This window comes from uncultured Aquimarina sp., from assembly GCF_947492965.1.
In the GTDB taxonomy this organism is placed as follows: domain Bacteria; phylum Bacteroidota; class Bacteroidia; order Flavobacteriales; family Flavobacteriaceae; genus Aquimarina.
Genome location: NZ_CANLOZ010000004.1, coordinates 174,067 through 192,258, shown reverse-complemented (window position 1 = coordinate 192,258; position 18,192 = coordinate 174,067). Strand labels below are relative to the sequence as shown.

At 32.9% G+C, this 18,192-nt stretch carries 22 protein-coding genes; 12 read left to right on the top strand and 10 right to left on the bottom strand.

Annotation, left to right across the window (positions count from 1 at the left end):
* Positions 1-19 precede the first annotated feature (19 nt).
* Positions 20-538 (bottom strand): sigma-70 family RNA polymerase sigma factor, encoded by a 519-nt coding sequence (locus Q1B37_RS12045; protein ID WP_299898929.1) that lies wholly within the window; start codon positions 536-538, stop codon positions 20-22.
* 111 nt (positions 539-649) lie between these two features.
* Between Q1B37_RS12045 and Q1B37_RS12040 the strand changes: the two genes are divergently transcribed.
* Positions 650-1,729 (top strand): hypothetical protein, encoded by a 1,080-nt coding sequence (locus Q1B37_RS12040; RefSeq protein WP_299898927.1) that lies wholly within the window; start codon positions 650-652, stop codon positions 1,727-1,729.
* A gap of 33 nt (positions 1,730-1,762) precedes the next feature.
* The gene (locus Q1B37_RS12035; protein WP_299898925.1) at positions 1,763-2,512 is read left to right on the top strand and encodes a hypothetical protein; all 750 of its coding nucleotides are present in this window, start codon (positions 1,763-1,765) and stop codon (positions 2,510-2,512) included.
* Between the two features lie 463 nt (positions 2,513-2,975).
* On the opposite strand, the gene ftsY is transcribed toward Q1B37_RS12035, so the two are convergent.
* The 4 genes from ftsY to rpmB all read right to left on the bottom strand — a co-directional run bounded on the left by ftsY (position 2,976) and on the right by rpmB (position 4,657).
* Positions 2,976-3,929: a signal recognition particle-docking protein FtsY gene (ftsY, locus tag Q1B37_RS12030; protein WP_299898923.1), complete on the bottom strand. Its 954-nt coding sequence runs from the start codon at positions 3,927-3,929 to the stop codon at positions 2,976-2,978.
* A 124-nt stretch (positions 3,930-4,053) separates the two neighbouring features.
* On the bottom strand, positions 4,054-4,206 hold the full coding sequence (locus tag Q1B37_RS12025) for a DUF4295 domain-containing protein (protein ID WP_219007908.1): 153 nt from the start codon (positions 4,204-4,206) through the stop codon (positions 4,054-4,056).
* Between the two features lie 4 nt (positions 4,207-4,210).
* Positions 4,211-4,393 carry a 50S ribosomal protein L33 gene (rpmG, locus tag Q1B37_RS12020; RefSeq protein ID WP_069675060.1) on the bottom strand — a complete coding sequence of 61 codons (183 nt, stop codon included), beginning with the start codon at positions 4,391-4,393 and terminating at the stop codon, positions 4,211-4,213.
* Positions 4,394-4,417: 24 nt separating this feature from the next.
* Complete coding sequence (gene rpmB / locus Q1B37_RS12015; RefSeq protein WP_149623903.1) at positions 4,418-4,657, bottom strand: 50S ribosomal protein L28; 240 nt, start codon at positions 4,655-4,657, stop codon at positions 4,418-4,420.
* Positions 4,658-5,095: 438 nt separating this feature from the next.
* Between rpmB and Q1B37_RS12010 the strand changes: the two genes are divergently transcribed.
* The 3 genes from Q1B37_RS12010 to Q1B37_RS12000 all read left to right on the top strand — a co-directional run bounded on the left by Q1B37_RS12010 (position 5,096) and on the right by Q1B37_RS12000 (position 6,642).
* On the top strand, positions 5,096-5,503 hold the full coding sequence (locus tag Q1B37_RS12010; protein WP_299898921.1) for an STAS/SEC14 domain-containing protein: 408 nt from the start codon (positions 5,096-5,098) through the stop codon (positions 5,501-5,503).
* Between the two features lie 133 nt (positions 5,504-5,636).
* Positions 5,637-6,050 (top strand): hypothetical protein, encoded by a 414-nt coding sequence (locus Q1B37_RS12005; RefSeq protein ID WP_299606738.1) that lies wholly within the window; start codon positions 5,637-5,639, stop codon positions 6,048-6,050.
* A gap of 187 nt (positions 6,051-6,237) precedes the next feature.
* The gene (locus tag Q1B37_RS12000; RefSeq protein ID WP_299898920.1) at positions 6,238-6,642 is read left to right on the top strand and encodes a hypothetical protein; all 405 of its coding nucleotides are present in this window, start codon (positions 6,238-6,240) and stop codon (positions 6,640-6,642) included.
* 2 nt (positions 6,643-6,644) lie between these two features.
* Here the strand turns inward: Q1B37_RS12000 and Q1B37_RS11995 are convergent, their stop codons facing one another.
* Together Q1B37_RS11995 and Q1B37_RS11990 are read right to left on the bottom strand one after the other, a co-directional pair.
* Entirely contained in the window at positions 6,645-7,886 is a 1,242-nt protein-coding gene (locus tag Q1B37_RS11995; protein WP_299898918.1) for a CinA family nicotinamide mononucleotide deamidase-related protein, read from the bottom strand.
* Between the two features lie 2 nt (positions 7,887-7,888).
* Complete coding sequence (locus Q1B37_RS11990) at positions 7,889-8,227, bottom strand: Hpt domain-containing protein (RefSeq protein WP_299606732.1); 339 nt, start codon at positions 8,225-8,227, stop codon at positions 7,889-7,891.
* Positions 8,228-8,559: 332 nt separating this feature from the next.
* Between Q1B37_RS11990 and Q1B37_RS11985 the strand changes: the two genes are divergently transcribed.
* Positions 8,560-10,920, top strand: a complete 2,361-nt coding sequence (locus Q1B37_RS11985) for a TonB-dependent receptor (protein ID WP_299898916.1) — start codon at positions 8,560-8,562, stop codon at positions 10,918-10,920.
* Positions 10,921-10,922: 2 nt separating this feature from the next.
* Entirely contained in the window at positions 10,923-11,396 is a 474-nt protein-coding gene (locus Q1B37_RS11980; protein ID WP_299898914.1) for a thioredoxin fold domain-containing protein, read from the top strand.
* 19 nt (positions 11,397-11,415) lie between these two features.
* Here Q1B37_RS11980 and Q1B37_RS11975 read toward each other — a convergent pair whose 3' ends face one another.
* The 3 genes from Q1B37_RS11975 to Q1B37_RS11965 form a co-directional block, all read right to left on the bottom strand.
* Complete coding sequence (locus Q1B37_RS11975) at positions 11,416-12,027, bottom strand: fumarylacetoacetate hydrolase family protein (protein WP_299898912.1); 612 nt, start codon at positions 12,025-12,027, stop codon at positions 11,416-11,418.
* 15 nt (positions 12,028-12,042) lie between these two features.
* Positions 12,043-12,822: a 3'-5' exonuclease gene (locus Q1B37_RS11970; protein ID WP_299606722.1), complete on the bottom strand. Its 780-nt coding sequence runs from the start codon at positions 12,820-12,822 to the stop codon at positions 12,043-12,045.
* Between the two features lie 80 nt (positions 12,823-12,902).
* Entirely contained in the window at positions 12,903-13,586 is a 684-nt protein-coding gene (locus Q1B37_RS11965; RefSeq protein ID WP_299898910.1) for a metal-dependent transcriptional regulator, read from the bottom strand.
* Positions 13,587-13,756: 170 nt separating this feature from the next.
* On the opposite strand from Q1B37_RS11965, the gene Q1B37_RS11960 reads away from it, so the two are divergent.
* The 5 genes from Q1B37_RS11960 to Q1B37_RS11940 all read left to right on the top strand — a co-directional run bounded on the left by Q1B37_RS11960 (position 13,757) and on the right by Q1B37_RS11940 (position 18,165).
* Complete coding sequence (locus Q1B37_RS11960) at positions 13,757-14,674, top strand: zinc ABC transporter substrate-binding protein (RefSeq protein ID WP_299898908.1); 918 nt, start codon at positions 13,757-13,759, stop codon at positions 14,672-14,674.
* A complete protein-coding gene (locus Q1B37_RS11955) occupies positions 14,674-15,411 on the top strand; it encodes a metal ABC transporter ATP-binding protein (protein WP_299606714.1) in 738 nt (245 codons plus the stop codon). Before Q1B37_RS11960 ends, Q1B37_RS11955 begins: the two co-directional genes overlap by 1 nt.
* Before the next feature lie 33 nt (positions 15,412-15,444).
* Positions 15,445-16,575, top strand: a complete 1,131-nt coding sequence (locus Q1B37_RS11950) for a metal ABC transporter permease (RefSeq protein WP_299898906.1) — start codon at positions 15,445-15,447, stop codon at positions 16,573-16,575.
* Positions 16,568-17,731 carry an iron chelate uptake ABC transporter family permease subunit gene (locus Q1B37_RS11945; protein ID WP_299898904.1) on the top strand — a complete coding sequence of 388 codons (1,164 nt, stop codon included), beginning with the start codon at positions 16,568-16,570 and terminating at the stop codon, positions 17,729-17,731. Before Q1B37_RS11950 ends, Q1B37_RS11945 begins: the two co-directional genes overlap by 8 nt.
* Positions 17,732-17,805: 74 nt before the next feature.
* On the top strand, positions 17,806-18,165 hold the full coding sequence (locus Q1B37_RS11940) for a hypothetical protein (RefSeq protein WP_299898902.1): 360 nt from the start codon (positions 17,806-17,808) through the stop codon (positions 18,163-18,165).
* The last annotated feature ends 27 nt before the right edge of the window (positions 18,166-18,192 follow it).

Here is an 18,192-nt window from a genome sequence, read left to right as displayed (position 1 = left end):
TTTAAAAATCTATTTTTTTTTATTTAAACCCCTCTAATTCGCTTCTCAATTTGTTGTAAGCCGCATAAATCCTATTTTCTGCTGCCTTTCTTGTAATCCCCAACATCTCTGCAATCTCAGCGTGTTTTTTTCCTTCTACCTTATTTAATAAAAAAGCGGTTCGCTGATCTTCGGTTAATCTACTTAGAGCATTTTGGTATCTTTTTAGGAATTGTTGCTGTTCTAAAATAAATTCTGGGGATTCATTAGTATAGTCTTTAGGTTTCACCTCCTGATGTTTTAAAACCACTTTCTGATGCTTTATTGCATTTAACATCATATTTTTTGCCACTTTAAACAAAAAGCCTCGAGCTTTTTCTGGAGTTACTTCCTTACAATGAGACAATAACTTAACGAACACTTCTTGCATAGTATCTTTAGGACCTAAACTCTCACCATATCTATAATAAAGAAAATTATATATGTCTTGCTTGTATTTCCTATAAATCATAGAAAACATCTTTTCATCACAGACATCTTCATTTAGTTTTTGTGGCATTTTTAAAGATGATTTGGAAGTAAAAGTAAAAAAAACAAAAAAAATAAAGGAGTTTTTAAAAGTTAGTTGTTCTAGAATATAAAGGGAGTAATTCTTTAAACCCAAACTAACATGAAAACACAAATCAGACTTTTATTACTTTCACTCACAACTTCTGTATTTTTTATCACTACATCTTGTAGAACAGAACTTAATGAAGAAATTGGTGCTCCACAGGAGCAAACATTAACTGCGAACTCTAAAATTGCAGACCTAATCCTAAAAACGGCAATGAACGACGGCTCTGGAGATAACATCCTGGACGGCTCTAGTTGTTTTGATATCTCATTACCAGTAACAGTAGTTGTTAACGGAACTGAATTGACACTGAATACTGAAGATGACTTTGAAGAAATTGAAGCAATTTTTGATCAATCTTCTGATGACATGGATACCTTAGAATTCATATTTCCTATCACTCTTATTGCTAGTGACTTTTCTGAAACTATTGTAGAAAATCAAGATCAGTTAGATGCACTAATAGAAGCTTGTGAAGAAGACCAAGAAGAAGATGATGATGATATCGAATGTATAGATTTTCAGTATCCTTTATCCGTATCTGTTTTTAACGAAAATAGTGAGGTATTGGAAACAATTACCTTTACTAATGATGAGGAATTACATGATTTCATTAAAGACCTAGATGAGGATGACATCGTAAATATTAGCTTTCCTATTACTGTGATTCTTTCTGATAACACAGAAATAACAATAAACAATCTAGACGAGTTAGAAGAAGCAATTGAAGAAGCTATTGATGACTGTGATGAAAATGATTTAGGAGAGGAAAGGTTTATTGACGTAATTACCAGCGAACTTTTAGAAGTTCAAAAATATAAGGATAATCAAAGTAATGAAACAAATAATTACCGTGATTACATTTTTGATTTTTCTGATGATGGTACTGTACTGGTAACCTTAGAAGATAACGACGGAGATGACACAAACAATGTAACCACAGAAGGTACTTGGTCAGTGCGAACTAGAGTGGATGGAGGACTTAATACTACCTTAGATTTTGGTACGGAAGCCCCATTAAACAAACTCAATAACAGTTGGAACGTTAAAAAAATCCAGGAAAAAAGAATAATGCTTGATGAGCGCGAAGGCGAAGGAATTAGCAAAGACGAATTATTCTTTCAACAAATCTAAAAAAACTTAAACCCTAAAATAATTAATCCGATCATGAAAAACTCACTAAAAATTTTACTTAACTCAATATTACCTATAAGTTCTTTTGTAATACTTACACTAGCAGCAGCAAGTTGTGAAAATGAAAGTTTTACTTCTGCGGATACAAACCAGATCACAACAGGTGACAATATTAAAATGCTTACAGTATCCAATGATGGCGAAATACTTCCTTTTACGACTAATTTAATGGCTGGACAACATCATGTAGCAGGAACAGTTTCTGTTACATCAGATGGGGTAAACGTATTTGTCACCTACAGTACCAACTGTGGAAACGATGATAATGAAGAAGAAACTGAGGAAGAAAGTATTACTAGCAACGTTTCTAAGAATAGTCAAGGTAGTTGGACATTAAAAGCAACTCATCTATATGTAGGGAACTGCGAAGACCTACCAACAACAAATAAAGGTAATCCAAAAATCGGAAAGTTCCCATACAAGACAGAACATGGAGAAGGTGTAAATGAGTTTACTTACACAATACCGTTATCAGACATTGGAGAATGTTTTTGTTTAGCGGCACATGCCGAAGTTGACTGTGGCGAGTGCGACGACAATGATGAGGACGATAATGATAATGAAGATACTATCATTAACAACGAATCAAAATCATCAGATTCTGATGACGACGATAACTATTGTGGAGAAGAAACTGCATGGGCAGAAGGAAACAATTTCCCAGGAAACAGCTGGGCAATGTATACCGAGTTTTGTATCGAGACTGACAATGGCGATGAATAAAAAACTATAATGTCCAAAGCCTCTATACCATACTCTTAACTAATTAAAACCGTATTATAAATCCAATATCTATGTCTAAATTAAAATTAATAGAAAAGCATAAAATACTCATCTGTGGAGGTTTTATCATTGCTTATTGCATAGTATTAGTAATCATCTCATCTAAACTGGCTATATAATCAAGTTTTATAAGAGATGTATTAAAAAAAGTAAATCTTGAATATACAGATTGTATTTTCAATTAAAAAGAAACCTCTACGAATAGAACATTTTTTTCATACGTAGGAACACATAAAATCTATTATAGTAGAGGTTAATTATATCTTTATTTTGGTAAAAAAGGAGTTTTTCGAAAGAATACTCCTTTTTTTATAAACCTGATATATATCCAAATTTTCGCCAATTAAACACCCTAATTATAATGGATGTTTTAAAAAGCTAGCTCTACTAGTTTTTTAAAATATTACTTAAAGAAGGAATCTACAAATTCATATTTATTAAATACTTGTAGATCTTCCATTCCTTCTCCTACTCCAATATATTTTACAGGGATTTGAAACTGATCACTAATACCGATCACTACACCGCCTTTAGCAGTGCCATCTAGTTTAGTAACAGCCAATGAAGTAACTTCGGTTGCAGCGGTAAACTGTTTTGCCTGTTCAAAAGCATTTTGCCCTGTTGAACCATCTAAAACCAGTAATACGTCATGCGGTGCATCACCAACCACCTTTTGCATCACACGCTTTACTTTGGTCAGCTCATTCATCAGGTTTATTTTATTATGCAATCGCCCTGCTGTATCAATAATAATAACATCTGCATCCTGATTTACTCCAGAATGCAATGTATCAAATGCAACAGACGCAGGATCACTTCCCATATCTTGCTTTACAATTGGAACATTTACTCGATCCGCCCATACCTGTAACTGATCGATAGCCGCAGCTCTAAAGGTATCCGCAGCACCTAAAACCACTTTTAATCCTTTTTTATTAAACTGATACGCAAGTTTACCAATGGTAGTGGTTTTTCCCACACCATTAACTCCTACCACCATTAACACATATGGCTTTTTTACTTCTGGGATTTCAAAATCCGATGCTTCTCCCGAATTAGTTTCGGAAAGTAAGCCTGCAATTTCTTCTCTAAGAATTTTATTTAATTCTTCTGTTCCTAAATATTTATCCTTAGCAACTCTGTTTTCAATTCTTTCGATTACTTTAATAGTCGTTTTTACACCAACATCACTAGTAACCAAAACTTCTTCCAAATTATCTAAGACATCATCATCTACTTTAGACTTCCCAGCTACAGCTTTACTTAATTTAGAAAAAAAACTAGTTTTAGATTTTTCTAACCCTTTATCTAGGGTTTCTTTTTTCTCTGAAGAGAATATTTTTTTAAACAAACTCATGTGTTGTATTCAGAATACTATAAATTTAAAAATATAACTATACCACAAACTTCTATAAATATAAAAAGAAAGAGCCATTCCAATAAAATTGAAACGGCTTCTTTTTAAAATATTTTCTTACAAATTACTTTTTCTTGAAAAAGTCATTTACTGCATCAGGTGCCATAATTGACTCTACAAAAGTATAAGCTCCTGTTTTTGGAGATTTAACCATCTTAATAGCTTTGGTTAATCTCTTAGATCCTGTCTGTAACGATGCTACTGATTTCTTTGCCATGTTATTATTTTATTTCTTTATGAACAGTCATTCTCTTAAGAATTGGATTAAATTTCTTTATTTCCATTCTATCAGGAGTGTTCTTTTTATTTTTTGTTGTAATATACCTTGAAGTACCTGGCTGACCAGAAGCTTTATGCTCTGTACATTCTAAGATTACCTGAACTCTATTACCTTTCTTTGCCATTGTAATATTTTTTTAAAAGCTGATTTATTTTGTTAAGAAACCTTTAGCTCTTGCTTCTTTTAAAACAGCAGCAATACCGTTCTTATTTATATTTTTCAAAGCTGAAGTAGACACTTTAAGTGTTACCCATCTATCTTCTTCAGGAATATAAAAACGCTTTTTAATTAAATTCGCGTTGAATTTACGTTTTGTTTTATTCATAGCGTGAGAAACGTTATTTCCCACCATTGCTTTTTTACCTGTAAGCTCGCAAACTCTTGACATCTCTTCGTAATTTTGGTATTATTTCAAAACAGGGTGCAAATTAACGAATTATTTACCGAACCACCAATAATACTATTATGTTTTTTTTCTCTTTTTTTAAATTTCATTCTCATCGCTCCATAAACTCTTAAAAAGAGCTCAAATTTAATACTATTTTTAGAGTTCATCACCTTTTGATTTGTATCACCTTCAATACTCAAAATTAAAAACGGGGGTTTTTACGTATATAGTAAATCGCCAATAGCTATTACTTTTACACCAGTTAGTTTTCATAACTGTAACTAACTACTTGATATGGGGTAATTGAGTAGTAAACAAGCGGATCTTAGGATCCGCTTTTTTTTGTTTCATGATTAGAAATACAAAACACAATCAATTAAAAATAAGTTTTTATCATCTTGTATTGTATCTTTAGTCATTAATATGATTTAAATCATCATGCACGACTCACTAAAAGATAGACTGCTACAAAAACACATAGTCAACGGAGTTGGAGTATTTTACTACTACGATAACTTTATGGTATCAGAAATTGATCAAGGCGCTAAAATTGAATTAGATATTGTTTTAAAGATATCTGATGAATTCACAAAAAAATATTACTCATTCGATAATCCTTTTGTCTATATCGCTAATAGAATACATTCATACTCTCTGCAACCCACAGTTCATTTTGAAGCTAAAAAACATCTACCATATGTAAAAGGATATGCGGTAGTAACCTACGACGCTATTAACACAAAAATTGCAACTCTAGAACAATCCTTTCTTGAGGTGCCCACTAAAGTTTTTGACAATTTAGAAGATGCGGTACATTGGAGCGATCAACTTATAGCTAAAAAATAATTTTTCCCCAGCACTTTCTTGTTTAGTAGATCTGCATTAAGGACCATCTAAAATTATTAATTCTTTAAATAAATTGCATATTTATTAACAATAAAGTATCTTTCTTGTGTAATTGGAAACTACACCCTAGAACATGACTTACGATTTTAACAGAAAGCTTATTCATAAGCATGAACTTGATATTGGTATATTTTATTTTTATAAAAACCATATCATTTCAGAAATAAAAGAAGGAGTAACACTAACTTTTGAAAATTGTTCAGCTCTATTTGATCTATTACAATCCTATTACGGAACTACGATTCCTTTTGTATACATATCTAATAGAAAGAATTCTTTTTCCTTTGTGCCTACTGGTCATTTTAAATCTTCCAAACTCTTTCCTAATTTTATTGGGTACGGTGTCGTAACATATAATTCCATCAACACCAAAATAGCAACATTAGAGCAATCTTTCCTTGATAATGAGACAGCCATCTTTGACAACCTAAATGATGCATTGCAATGGAAAGAAACACTCATCCAACCATTAATTGATAGTAATTAAGCAATACTAAAGTATTTTCTTTTGCTATATGTAGGCAAGAATACCATCTGATCATCCTCCTTAAAGTTATCACAATGTAAAACAACTATAAGGTTTGAAATCCTTAAAAACATCACAAAATACTGACTAACAAGTAATTAAATACAAAATCTTTCGACAGATGTATGACTAACAAGAAAATAAAGTCATGAGAACTCAATCCAAAGATCTTTTAATAGAAAAATTCAACCACACATTAGGAACATATTACTTTTATGAAGAATACATCATTGCGGAAATTAACGAAGGGGTTACTATTACCCTAAGTAAGCTTCAGGATTTAATGCCTATTATACAAAAGCATTATGGCGATGGGAAACGGTTTACCTATATCTCTAACAGAATTCATTCGCACTCTATTATCCCTACTGATTATTTAGATTGCCCGTTTACCTACATGGAAAATTTTAGAGGATATGGTGTAGTAATCTACAACGAGGTGAATGAAATATCTACAGAAATCGAGAAGCATTTTGCAAAAAAACCTTTTTACAATTTCCGAAATCTAGAGGATGCAATACTCTGGAGTAAAAAAGAAGTTTTGAATAGATAACTCTAATCTAATTCCTTCAGCATTAATTCCAAAGCCTTATTTACAGCTTTGCCAATCGTTCGTTCTCTTAGATTACTGAATACAAATTTTTCTGAAAAAGTTTTATCTGGCGTAGAAATAGCAATAAAAACAGTACCAACTTCGACATCACCATCTCCTTTGGCAGGACCAGCATTTCCGGTTGTGGCAATACTATAATCAGCTTTAAATTTATTTTTAACACCTATTGCCATTGCTTCAGCAACTTGATTACTAGTAACAGTATACTTATCGATTAAGGTCTCACTAACTCCCAAAATATCAGATTTCGAATGTGTAGCGTACGTTACGGCTGCGCCTTTAAAAAAAGCCGAAGCACCAGCACCAGCTGTTAACGATTGAGCAATTCTACCACCCGTACAACTTTCTGCTACCGCAAGGTATTTACCTTTTGCAACCAATTTTTTACCAATCAGACTTTCAATAGAATCTTCACTTTCATACCCTACAATAATATCACCGATTAACTTATGTAAGCTCTTAATATTCTCTTCTATAGCATTTGATAAAACTTGTTCATCAACCCCACGAGCAGAAAGACGTAGTCGTACTCTGCCTAGATTAGGAAGGTATGCTAACTTTATAAAAGAAGGTAAATCATCCTCCCATTGCTCTATCTTTTTTGCTATAGCACTTTCACCCATACCATAAGTAAGGACTGTTTTATGCAGAATAAAAGGCCTATCGAATTTCTCCTGAAGTTTAGGCAACACATGATCCTTCATAAGATTTTTCATCTCAAAAGGAACTCCTGGCATGGATACAAATACTGTATCATCCTTTTCCAACCACATTCCTGGCGCCGTTCCATAACTATTCATCAGTACAGTTGAAGTACTCGGAACAAGTGCTTGCATTCTATTAATATCAGTTACCGGAGTATTGATATACTTAGCAAAAAGCTCTTCAATATGAAGAAGCACTTTATCATCTTGAACTAGCTTATCACCAAAGTACTCGCAAATAGTATGTTTTGTGATATCATCTTTGGTAGGCCCTAAACCACCTGTAATTAAAACAACATCTACTCTATTTTTAGCAGCTTCAAAAGCATTAAGAATATGTTGCTTATCATCTTGAATTGAAGTAATTTGATATACATCAATTCCAATTTTATTTAATTCTTTACCAATAAAAGCTGAATTGGAATCTATTACTTGGCCTATGAGGATTTCATCGCCAATAGTTATTATTTCTGCAAGCATAGTTATTGAAAATCAGCTTTCAGATCATTAATCGCATTATTCACCGTAGTGACGATATGATTTAAAATAGTCTCAATTTCAGATTTTTCCATACCAGACTTAGACCAAGCCTCTACCTGTTTTATTTCTTTTAGAAGATCAATCCCGAATAATTGAAGGTTAGGTTTCATCTTATGTGCAAATTGATATGCAGTTTTCGGATCATTATCTTTAACTGCTTGTCCCATACCTTCCAAATCTGGTGGTATTTCCTCTAAAAATGTTTGCACTAATACTGTTATAAATTCATCATCTCCACCAGATAACTCATTTACACTTTCTAAGCTGTAACCTTTGCTCATGTATTTAAATCTTATTGATTATAATTATCGTGTTTTCTTAAAATCAGTTAATCATATATAGCTTTGTTGCCCTTTAAAATCAACTCGTGTTCTTGTAAAGATAATATCTCCATTCTTTAAAGTAAAATATTTCATTGATTATTCTGAAATCAAATCACAAACCATAAAGAATCATTTACCCTTTACACCCAAATAATATACTTTTTCTAGATATGAAAAACAACATTTTACCCTAAACTAAAACAATCTTTATAATTCGTTAAAATAATTTGTTAGCCATAGCTAACTTTATATATTTGCTAAATCTAATAAAAATTGCATTAATCAAAAAAATGAAACCCTTTTTATTTCTTTTAATCCTACTAAAAATCTCATTAATCCTAAGTCAAACAGGAAGCTTAAAAGGAGTAGTTGTTAATGACAAAACTCCTATTCCATATGCTACAGTTGAAATATCTGGTTCTTCATTTAATACCGTAGTTTATTCTGATGAGAATGGTCTTTTCGAAATAAAACAAATACCTTTTGGAAATTATTCTATAACCACTAGCTTACTTGGATTCCAAACGTCGTCAGAAACTATCACTATAGACTCCTCTAATCAATCCAAAACAATCTCACTTATCGAAGATCGATTAAATCTTGATCAAGTCGTAGTAAGCGCTACTAGGAATCGAGTTAATAAACAGAAAGCTCCTGTAGTTGTGAATGTATTGAGTCCAAAACTTCTAGAAGCCACTCAATCTATATCTATATCAGAAGGATTAAATTTCTCTCCAGGTGTACGTGTAGAAAACAATTGTCAAAACTGTGGTTTTACTCAAGTAAGACTAAATGGTTTAGATGGTAGCTACACACAAGTACTTATTAACAGTAGAGCTGTATTTAGCGCATTAAATAGTGTTTATGGACTAGAACAAATACCAACCAATATTGTCGATCGTATTGAAGTAATTAGAAGCGGAGGATCCGCATTATATGGCTCAAATGCCATTGCCGGAACTATTAATATCATCACCAAAGACCCTATACTAAACACTTGGGAAGTTGGAACCTATTTAGGGCTAATAAACGGTGATACTCCAGATCGTACTCTAAATTTTAACTCTTCTCTAGTAAGCGATGATTTAATGTCTGGGATTACGGTTTTCGGACTCTATAGAGATCGAGAAGAATTTGATGCAAATGGAGATGATTTTACAGAATTAACCATGCTTCAAAACACCACATTTGGCTTAAAAACATTTCTAAAAACAAATGAAAGAAGTAAGATTTCACTAGATCTAACAACTATTCAAGAATATAGACGTGGTGGTGATCGGCTTGATCTTGCGCCTCATTTTACAGATATCACAGAAGAACTAGATCACAATACATTTATTGGAGGGATCACTTATGAGGTAAAAAACAAAAAAGAAACGAACAACTTTTCTATTTACAGTTCTGGGCAATACACAGAAAGAGACAGTTACTACGGTGGATTAGGAGGCTCTCGAACAAGGCAGGACAGTATTCTTGCATTGAACTCGTATGGAACAACAAAAGATATTGCCTTACTTACTGGTGTTCAGTTTACTCAAAATTTGAAAAACAATGATATTATTACAGCAGGTGTAGAATACAACATAAGCGATACTGAAGATATCATTACCGGATATAACCGATTGATCGATCAACAGGTTCATACGATAGGTTCTTACGCTCAATACGAATGGAAACCTAACGACAAGTTAACCGCTTTGATCGGCACAAGATTAGATCATGTAGATGTGGATGGTAATTATAATATCGGTGGAATTTCTAGAAACGTGTCTATCGATAGAACTGTGCTTAGCCCTCGTATAACCATATCTTATAATATTTTTAATTCTTTAAAATTTAGAGGCGGTTATGCTCGCGGATTTAGAGCTCCTCAGGCTTTTAATGAAGACCTACACATTTCATCTGTTGGAGGAGAACCACAGTTCGTGATACTATCAGAAGATTTGGATACAGAATTTTCAAATGCTTTTACTGCTTCTTTAAACTACTCTAAGAACTTTAATAAAATCCAAACCGATTTTCTACTGGAAGGGTTTTTCACAGATCTAAGAGACCCTTTTACATTAGTAAGTACTGGTGCTGTATTAGAAAACGGATCTATACTAGAAGAAGTAAGAAATGGATCTGGAGCAAAAGTATTTGGAACAAATTTTGAAATAGGAATATCTCCATCGAAAAAATGGCAATTTCAATTCGGAGGAACCATTCAGAAATCCGCATATGATGAAGACCAAATTCTTTTTGAAACAGATGGTTTGGTTACAGGCGAAACAGATGTAGTGGTAGATGAATTTGTAAGAAACCCCAATTCCTATGGTTATCTTAATGCTTCTTGGATTCCGAGTAAAAAATTTAACATGGATATAACTGGAACGTATACCGGGAAAATGACTGTACCTAGAGTTGTTAGTGAATCTGGATTTTTAAACTTGGTTGATACAGATTCATTTTTAGATATGAACTTAAAAGCTGAGTATCATACTGACGTTTCTGAAAATTTTCAGTTGACTTTTAGTGGAGGAGTAAAAAATATATTCAACAGCTATCAAGATGATTTTGACATCGGACCATTAAGGGATTCAGATTATATCTACGGCCCAGGAAACCCTAGAACATTTTTTATCGGAATTAAATTTGGAAAACTTGACTAATTATGAGACATAGTGTAGTACTTACTTTTTTATTAACGATCATAATGAACTATGAAACAGTAGCTCAAGAAAAAGAAACAATTAATTGGATTACCTTTGAACAATTAGATGATTCTTTAAATACAAGACCTAAAAAAGTGCTCATCAACTTCTATGCGGATTGGTGTTCATACTGCAAAAAAATGGATAGAGTTTCATTTACAAAACCTGAAATAATTCAGAAAATAAATGAAGAATATTATGCCGTGAAAATGAATGCAGAAAGCACAGACACTATTGCATTTGACGGAGCTACATTTACAAATAAAAACAGTTTAACACAGAGAAATGCCATCCATGAAATCCCTACTCTTTTAGCTTCTAGAAAAAATACTTCTTTTTCCCTACCCGCTATTATATTTTTAGATGAAACGTTTAAGATACGAAAGCGATATTTTGAGTATCTAAGTCCTAAAAAATTACAATCTGCATTGTAAGTTATAAGTAATTCTGAAATTACTTCACTTTTATAGAAAACATTTCTTGATCTTCAATATAACCAGTTAAATTATCATTGTTTTTTACTGATCCCACTCCTGCTGGAGTACCTGTAAAAATGATATCGCCAATCTTCAAAGTAAAAAATTGAGATACATATGCTATCAACTCATCAATTTTCCAAAGCATTAATTTAGTATTACCATCTTGAACAATTGTATCATTTTTCTCTAGACGGAAATTAATATTGTCTACATCAGAAAAATTTTCTTTAGATACCCATTGCCCAATAACTGCTGCCCCATCAAAAGCTTTTGCTTTTTCCCAAGGCAATCCTTTCGCCTTTAGTTGACTTTGCAAATCTCTGGCAGTAAAATCGATTCCCAGACTAATTTCATCATAATATTTATGCGCAAACTTCTTGTCGATATACTTTCCTAACTTCTTAATCTTTACAAGGACTTCTACTTCATGATGAATATCATTTGAGAAATCTGGAATAAAAAAAGGTTGTTTTTTTAAAAGAATAGAAGTGTCTGGTTTCAAAAAAACTACAGGATCTGTTGGTTTTTCATTTTCCAACTCCTCAATATGGTCTGTATAATTACGACCTATACAAATAAGCTTCATAAATTGATTTGGTTATTATAATTTAAGACTATTATTTAGTTTACGTAGTCGTACAGCGGTAAGCACTTTCTTCGTATACAACGGAAAATCAGCATTTTGCAACCATCCAAAATAACCAGGCTCATCTTCCATTACTTTTTCTACCAATTTACCTTTGTGCTTTCCAAAAGAGAATATTTCTCGTCCTTCTTTGTCGTATGCGATAAAACCTGCAAAATCTGCAAATTGCTTTCTAGCACTGAATTCTGCTAAAAACTTTGTATCATTTTCTAATTCGGGATACCTATCTAATTGCGCTTTTAAAACCTCATAAGTAGCATTCGTATCAGCTTCAGCAGAGTGTGCATCCTTTAACTCCTTATCACAGTAAAACTTATAAGCTGCTTCTAAAGTTCTTTTCTCCATTTTATGAAAAATAGTTTGTACATCGACAGCTACAGTATTTTTCATATCAAAATCTACATCTGCTCGCAATAGCTCTTCCGCCAACAGAGGAATATCAAAACGATTAGAGTTAAAACCTCCAAGGTCGCACCCTTTTATCATATCACTAACCTTACTCGCTAACTGTTTAAAGGTAGGCTCATTAGCTACTTTCTCGTCTGTAATTCCATGAACTTCTGTAGTTTCAGGAGGAATTGGCATTTCAGGATTCACTAACCAAGTTTTACTCTCCTTATTACCATTAGGAAAAACTTTGAGGATAGAAATTTCGACAATTCGATCTTTAGATATGTTTATACCGGTCGTTTCCAGATCAAAAAAACAGATCGGTTTCTTTAATTTAAGCTCCATAAATTGATTGTGTACTTCAAAGATAATAGGTATAAATTATAATCTATAGCAGTCTTGTTTTTTTAACATTTATTATTGTATTAGACAACCTTTACAAAAACATTATCCGCAAATTTACGTGTTACCGTTTCTACTGTATCATTAAACTGAATACGAATAGATTTATCGAATTCTCGTACTTCAAGAACTTTTATTTCGCTACTTAGCGCTAATCCAATTTCTGAAACAAATCGCAAGAAATTTACCGAACCATCATTTACAGCCACAAGCTTGCAAACATCTCCTTCTACTAATGATGATAAGGTTATTTTTGGAATAACCTTATACTCCCCTTTTGCATTAGGAATTAATTCTCCATGAGGATCTTTCTCTGGGAAATCCATAAAACGATCGAGCTCGTCAATTAGCTTGTATGATTTGATATGCTCTAATTGCTCAGCCACTTCATGCACCTCATCCCAACTAAAATTAAGATAATTATACAAAAAGGTTTCCCATAGTCTATGCTTTCGTATTAACCTAACTGCGATTGCGCGCCCTTCATCAGTAAGCTCTAGTTTTCCATATTTTTCACTAACAACATAATTCTTAGTTTTTAACTTTTTGATCATATTATTAGTAGAAGCAGGTGAAACCTTAAGATATTCTGCTAATTGATTATTACCTACCTTTTCTGAATTATCTTCTATTAACAACTGAAAAAGAGCTTTTAAGTAATCCTCTTCGCTTTTTGTTAAATTATTCAAATTTGCTTTGTTAGTCATGACTAACTTTTTTAGTTTTGCGTATATAATTAAACAAAAATACTAAACCTAATACAATTAAAGGAGCTACTAGCCCATTCCTTTTCTTGATAGGAAAGTTTTTTCTTTTTAAACTTAGTATTTATTAGCTATCAAATGTCTTGCATTGATAACAACTCAAAATTAGAAAAATGACAAAACATATTGCAGTTCTTCTTATCCTAATATTCACTGCTTTTTCTTGTAAAAAAGAGAATAAAAAAAACAATTCAAAACTACAAGTAGTGACTACAACAACCATGATTACGGATCTAGTAAAAAATATTGGAAAAGATGTAATCTCTGTAGAAGGACTTATGGGATCTGGAGTAGATCCACACTTGTATAAAGCGAGCGAAGGTGATGTAAATAAATTAGTTAATGCTGATGCTATATTTTACAATGGTTTACATCTTGAAGGAAAACTAGTAGAGGTATTTGAAAAAATGGGAAATCAAAACACCAAAACTATTGCCTTAGGAGAAGTTTTAGATAAAAACACTTTGATAGGGTCTGATTATTTTGCGTCCAACTATGATCCGCATATTTGGTTTAGTATAGATCACTGGAAACAAGTTACTTCTTTTGCTATTCAAAAATTGAAAGAATTAGATCCAAAAAACTCTGAAACTTTTGAGACTAACGGAAAGGCTTATTTAAAACAACTAGATCAATTAGCTAAGAATATCAAAAACACCGTTGATTCTTTACCAGAAGAAAAAAGGATACTGGTTACAGCGCATGATGCTTTTAGTTATTTCGGAAAGGAGTATAAATTTAATGTAGTAGGATTACAAGGCTTATCTACAGCTACAGAAGCAGGAGTTCAGGATGTCCAAAGATTAGCAAATTTTATCATTGAGAATAAAGTGAAAGCTATTTTTGTTGAAAGCTCTGTTCCTAAGAGAACTATTGAAGCATTACAAGCAGCGGTAACATCCAAAGATCATGAAGTATCTATTGGCGGAACCTTATACTCCGATGCCTTAGGAACAGCCGGCACGAAAGAAGGAACCTATATAGGAATGTTTGAACACAATGTAAATACCATTGTAAATGCCTTGAAATAATGGAAGAAAAAATTGCCGTACAAATAGATGACCTAACAGTAGCCTATAATTATAAACCTGTTTTATGGGATATTGACTTGGCAATACCTGAAGGAGTTCTTATGGCTATTGTAGGCCCCAACGGTGCAGGAAAATCCACATTAATAAAATCTGTTTTAGATATTATAAAACCTATTGCAGGAAGTGTAAAAATATACGACAAACCCTATCAAAAACAACGATCCTTAGTTGCATATGTCCCGCAAAAAGGAAGTGTTGATTGGGATTTTCCCACAACAGCTTTAGATGTAGTAATGATGGGTACCTATGGAAGTTTAGGATGGATAAAAAGACCTGGGCAGAAACAAAAAAAAGCAGCTCTAGAAGCACTGGAAAAAGTAGGAATGCTAGCTTTTAAAAGCAGACAAATTAGCCAACTTTCTGGAGGACAACAACAACGCATATTTTTAGCCAGAGCACTTGTTCAGAATGCCTCTATTTATTTTATGGATGAACCTTTTCAAGGGGTTGACGCCACAACAGAAAAAGCAATTATAAACATCCTTAAAGAACTAAGAAAAGCAGGAAAAACAGTAATTGTAGTTCATCACGATTTACAAACCGTTCCAGAATATTTTGACTGGGTGACCTTCTTAAATGTAAAGAAAATAGCTACTGGACCTGTCAAAGATATTTTTAATGACGATAACCTCACTAAAACCTACGGAATTAATTACAAGGTTAGCGTACAGCAGTAACACCTAATTTGTATTAAGAAATGCATACATAAAATGGATATTTTAGAATATATAGAACTTGTTTTTACAGACTACACCTTAAGAACGATTACTTTAGGCACTGCAGTTTTAGGAGCAATTTGCGGAATGCTTGGAAGTTTTGCTGTGTTGCGAAAACAAAGCTTATTAGGAGATGCCATTTCACATGCTGCTTTACCAGGTATAGCTTTAGCATTCTTAATTGTAGGAACTAAAAATAGTAATGCATTTTTGATAGGCGCCTTAATCAGTGGATTAATTGGTAGTTTTTGGATTCGAGGTATTATCAAAAAAACACATCTAAAATCCGACACTGCCTTGGGATTAATTCTTTCTCTCTTTTTCGGTTTTGGAATGTTGTTACTTACTTTTATACAAAAGTTACCAAATGCGAATCAAGCAGGATTAGAAAACTATCTTTTTGGTCAAGCTGCTACATTGTTAGCAAGTGATGTATGGATAATGTCTTTAATTACAGGAATTTGTCTTGTTGTACTATTGCTTTTCTGGAAAGAACTTAAATTATCTCTTTTTGATCCAGATTATACCAAAACATTAGGTTTTGACATTAAATTTCTGGATATTTTAATTACCACCTTTATCGTAGTTGCAATTGTTTTAGGATTACAAACCGTAGGTGTAGTACTCATGAGTGCAATGATTCTAGCTCCAGCCGCCGCCGCCAGACAATGGACCAATAGCCTCTCGATTATGGTAATTCTTGCCGCCATTTTTGGAGCCTCATCAGGTATAATCGGGACAGCAATAAGCGCTAGTCATAATAACTTATCCACAGGACCTGTAATAGTGCTTGTGGCTGCAGTATTTGTATTAGTTTCTTTTATATTTTCTCCTGGAAGGGGTCTTTTATTTAGAGAAATTCGATTTAGGAAGAACAGAAATGATCTGGAATTACACAAAACCTTATCTTTCATGTATAATATTGCAAAAGACCATGAAGACATATCACATCCTCATGCGATTAAAATATTGAATAACTTTCAGGGATTTACTAAAAGATCATTACAAAAACTTGAGAACAAAAACCTTGTAAAAATTGAAGGAAATATGTGGTCTCTAACAACCTCTGGGTATGAAACTGCTGCTAATCTTTATAACCAAATAACACCAATGAACGATGAGTAGCGCCCAGATCGAAATACAGTTAATTGCTTGTTTGGTTGCTATTGCCTGTGCAATTCCTGGCACATTTTTAGTTTTACGTAAAATGGCATTGATTACAGATGCAATAAGCCATTCTATATTACCTGGTATTGTTATCGGTTTTTTTATCACTCACGATTTATCTTCTCCTTTACTAATATTTTTGGCTGCATTAAGTGGCGTTCTCACAGTAGTTTTAGTGGAATTTATTCAAAAGACAGGTTTAGTTAAAGAAGACACAGCCATTGGCTTAGTTTTTCCGGCGTTGTTTAGTATCGGAGTGATCATGATAGCACAAAATGCAAACGACGTGCATTTAGATATAGATGCTGTTCTTTTGGGTGAACTTGCCTTTGCCCCTTTTGATAGACTAATTATTCAGGGAATGGATATGGGTCCTAAATCTCTTTGGATTATTGGCACCATCCTTTTCAGCACTATCCTCTTACTTTTTGCTTTTTTCAAAGAATTAAAAGTGAGCACATTTGATGCTGGACTAGCCGCTGCTTTGGGATTATCTCCAGTGGTTATGCATTATGGATTAATGACTGTAGCATCCATAACTACAGTTGGAGCTTTTGATGCTGTCGGAGCTATTTTAGTAATCGCTTTTATGATTGCTCCTGCCGCAACGGCATACCTACTTACAAATGACTTAAAAAAAATGATATTGCTAGCCTGTATTTTTGGTATAACCGCAGCAATTTCTGGGTATTGGTTAGCACATGGCTTAGATGCTTCTATATCTGGTTCTATGACTACTATACTCGGTATCATATTCCTAATCGTTTACCTATTCGCTCCAAATCGAGGATATTTCTCTGTTCTATATCGGCAGCGACAACAACGAATTGAGGTCTCTTTACTAACCTTTCTGTTACATCTAGGCAACCATGTTGACGATGAAAACGAAAGACATGTGAAACATCTTAATGATCATATTAACTGGCAAAAAGTACGATCAAAATCAGTTTTAGATTTAGCGCTAAAAAACAATATGATTACGATTAAAAATGACATTGTTTCTTTAACAGAAAAAGGCCAACATTTTACGAAAGAAGCTATTGATTATATTATCACAAATAAGAATTCGGAGATCGAAAAAATGAAAGATCGATTTTTCTTATTCCGAGGATAATCATTCCCCGTTAAACATAAGACATTTAACAAATTACCTAATAAATCTTATTACTTTTAGGCAAAAGATTTATAATGATCTCTCTTAAAACATATATTAGCATATTTATTTTCCTGAATACCTTATTCTTTACTACTATTTTAGAACAAGAAAAGCCTGTATATTTAGTAGAAGATGTGCAAAAAAAACGTACAATTATATATGTACAGAATAACACAGATTCTGACAAAAGTGTATTTTTAAAAATTGACCCAATTGGTTATAGAAGAAGTGCGCAAAGACCTATAATTAAAAATGTTCCTGCAAATAGTAAAGTACAAATGCTTATTCTAATTCCTTTTACAGATCAAGAATCATCATATACCTATGATCTTATTGTGAATGAAGAATTAGAAAACATTTCTGCGAAGCGAAAAAAGCAAAAATCGAATTAAATCTTGCCAAAGACCATTATTAGCTAT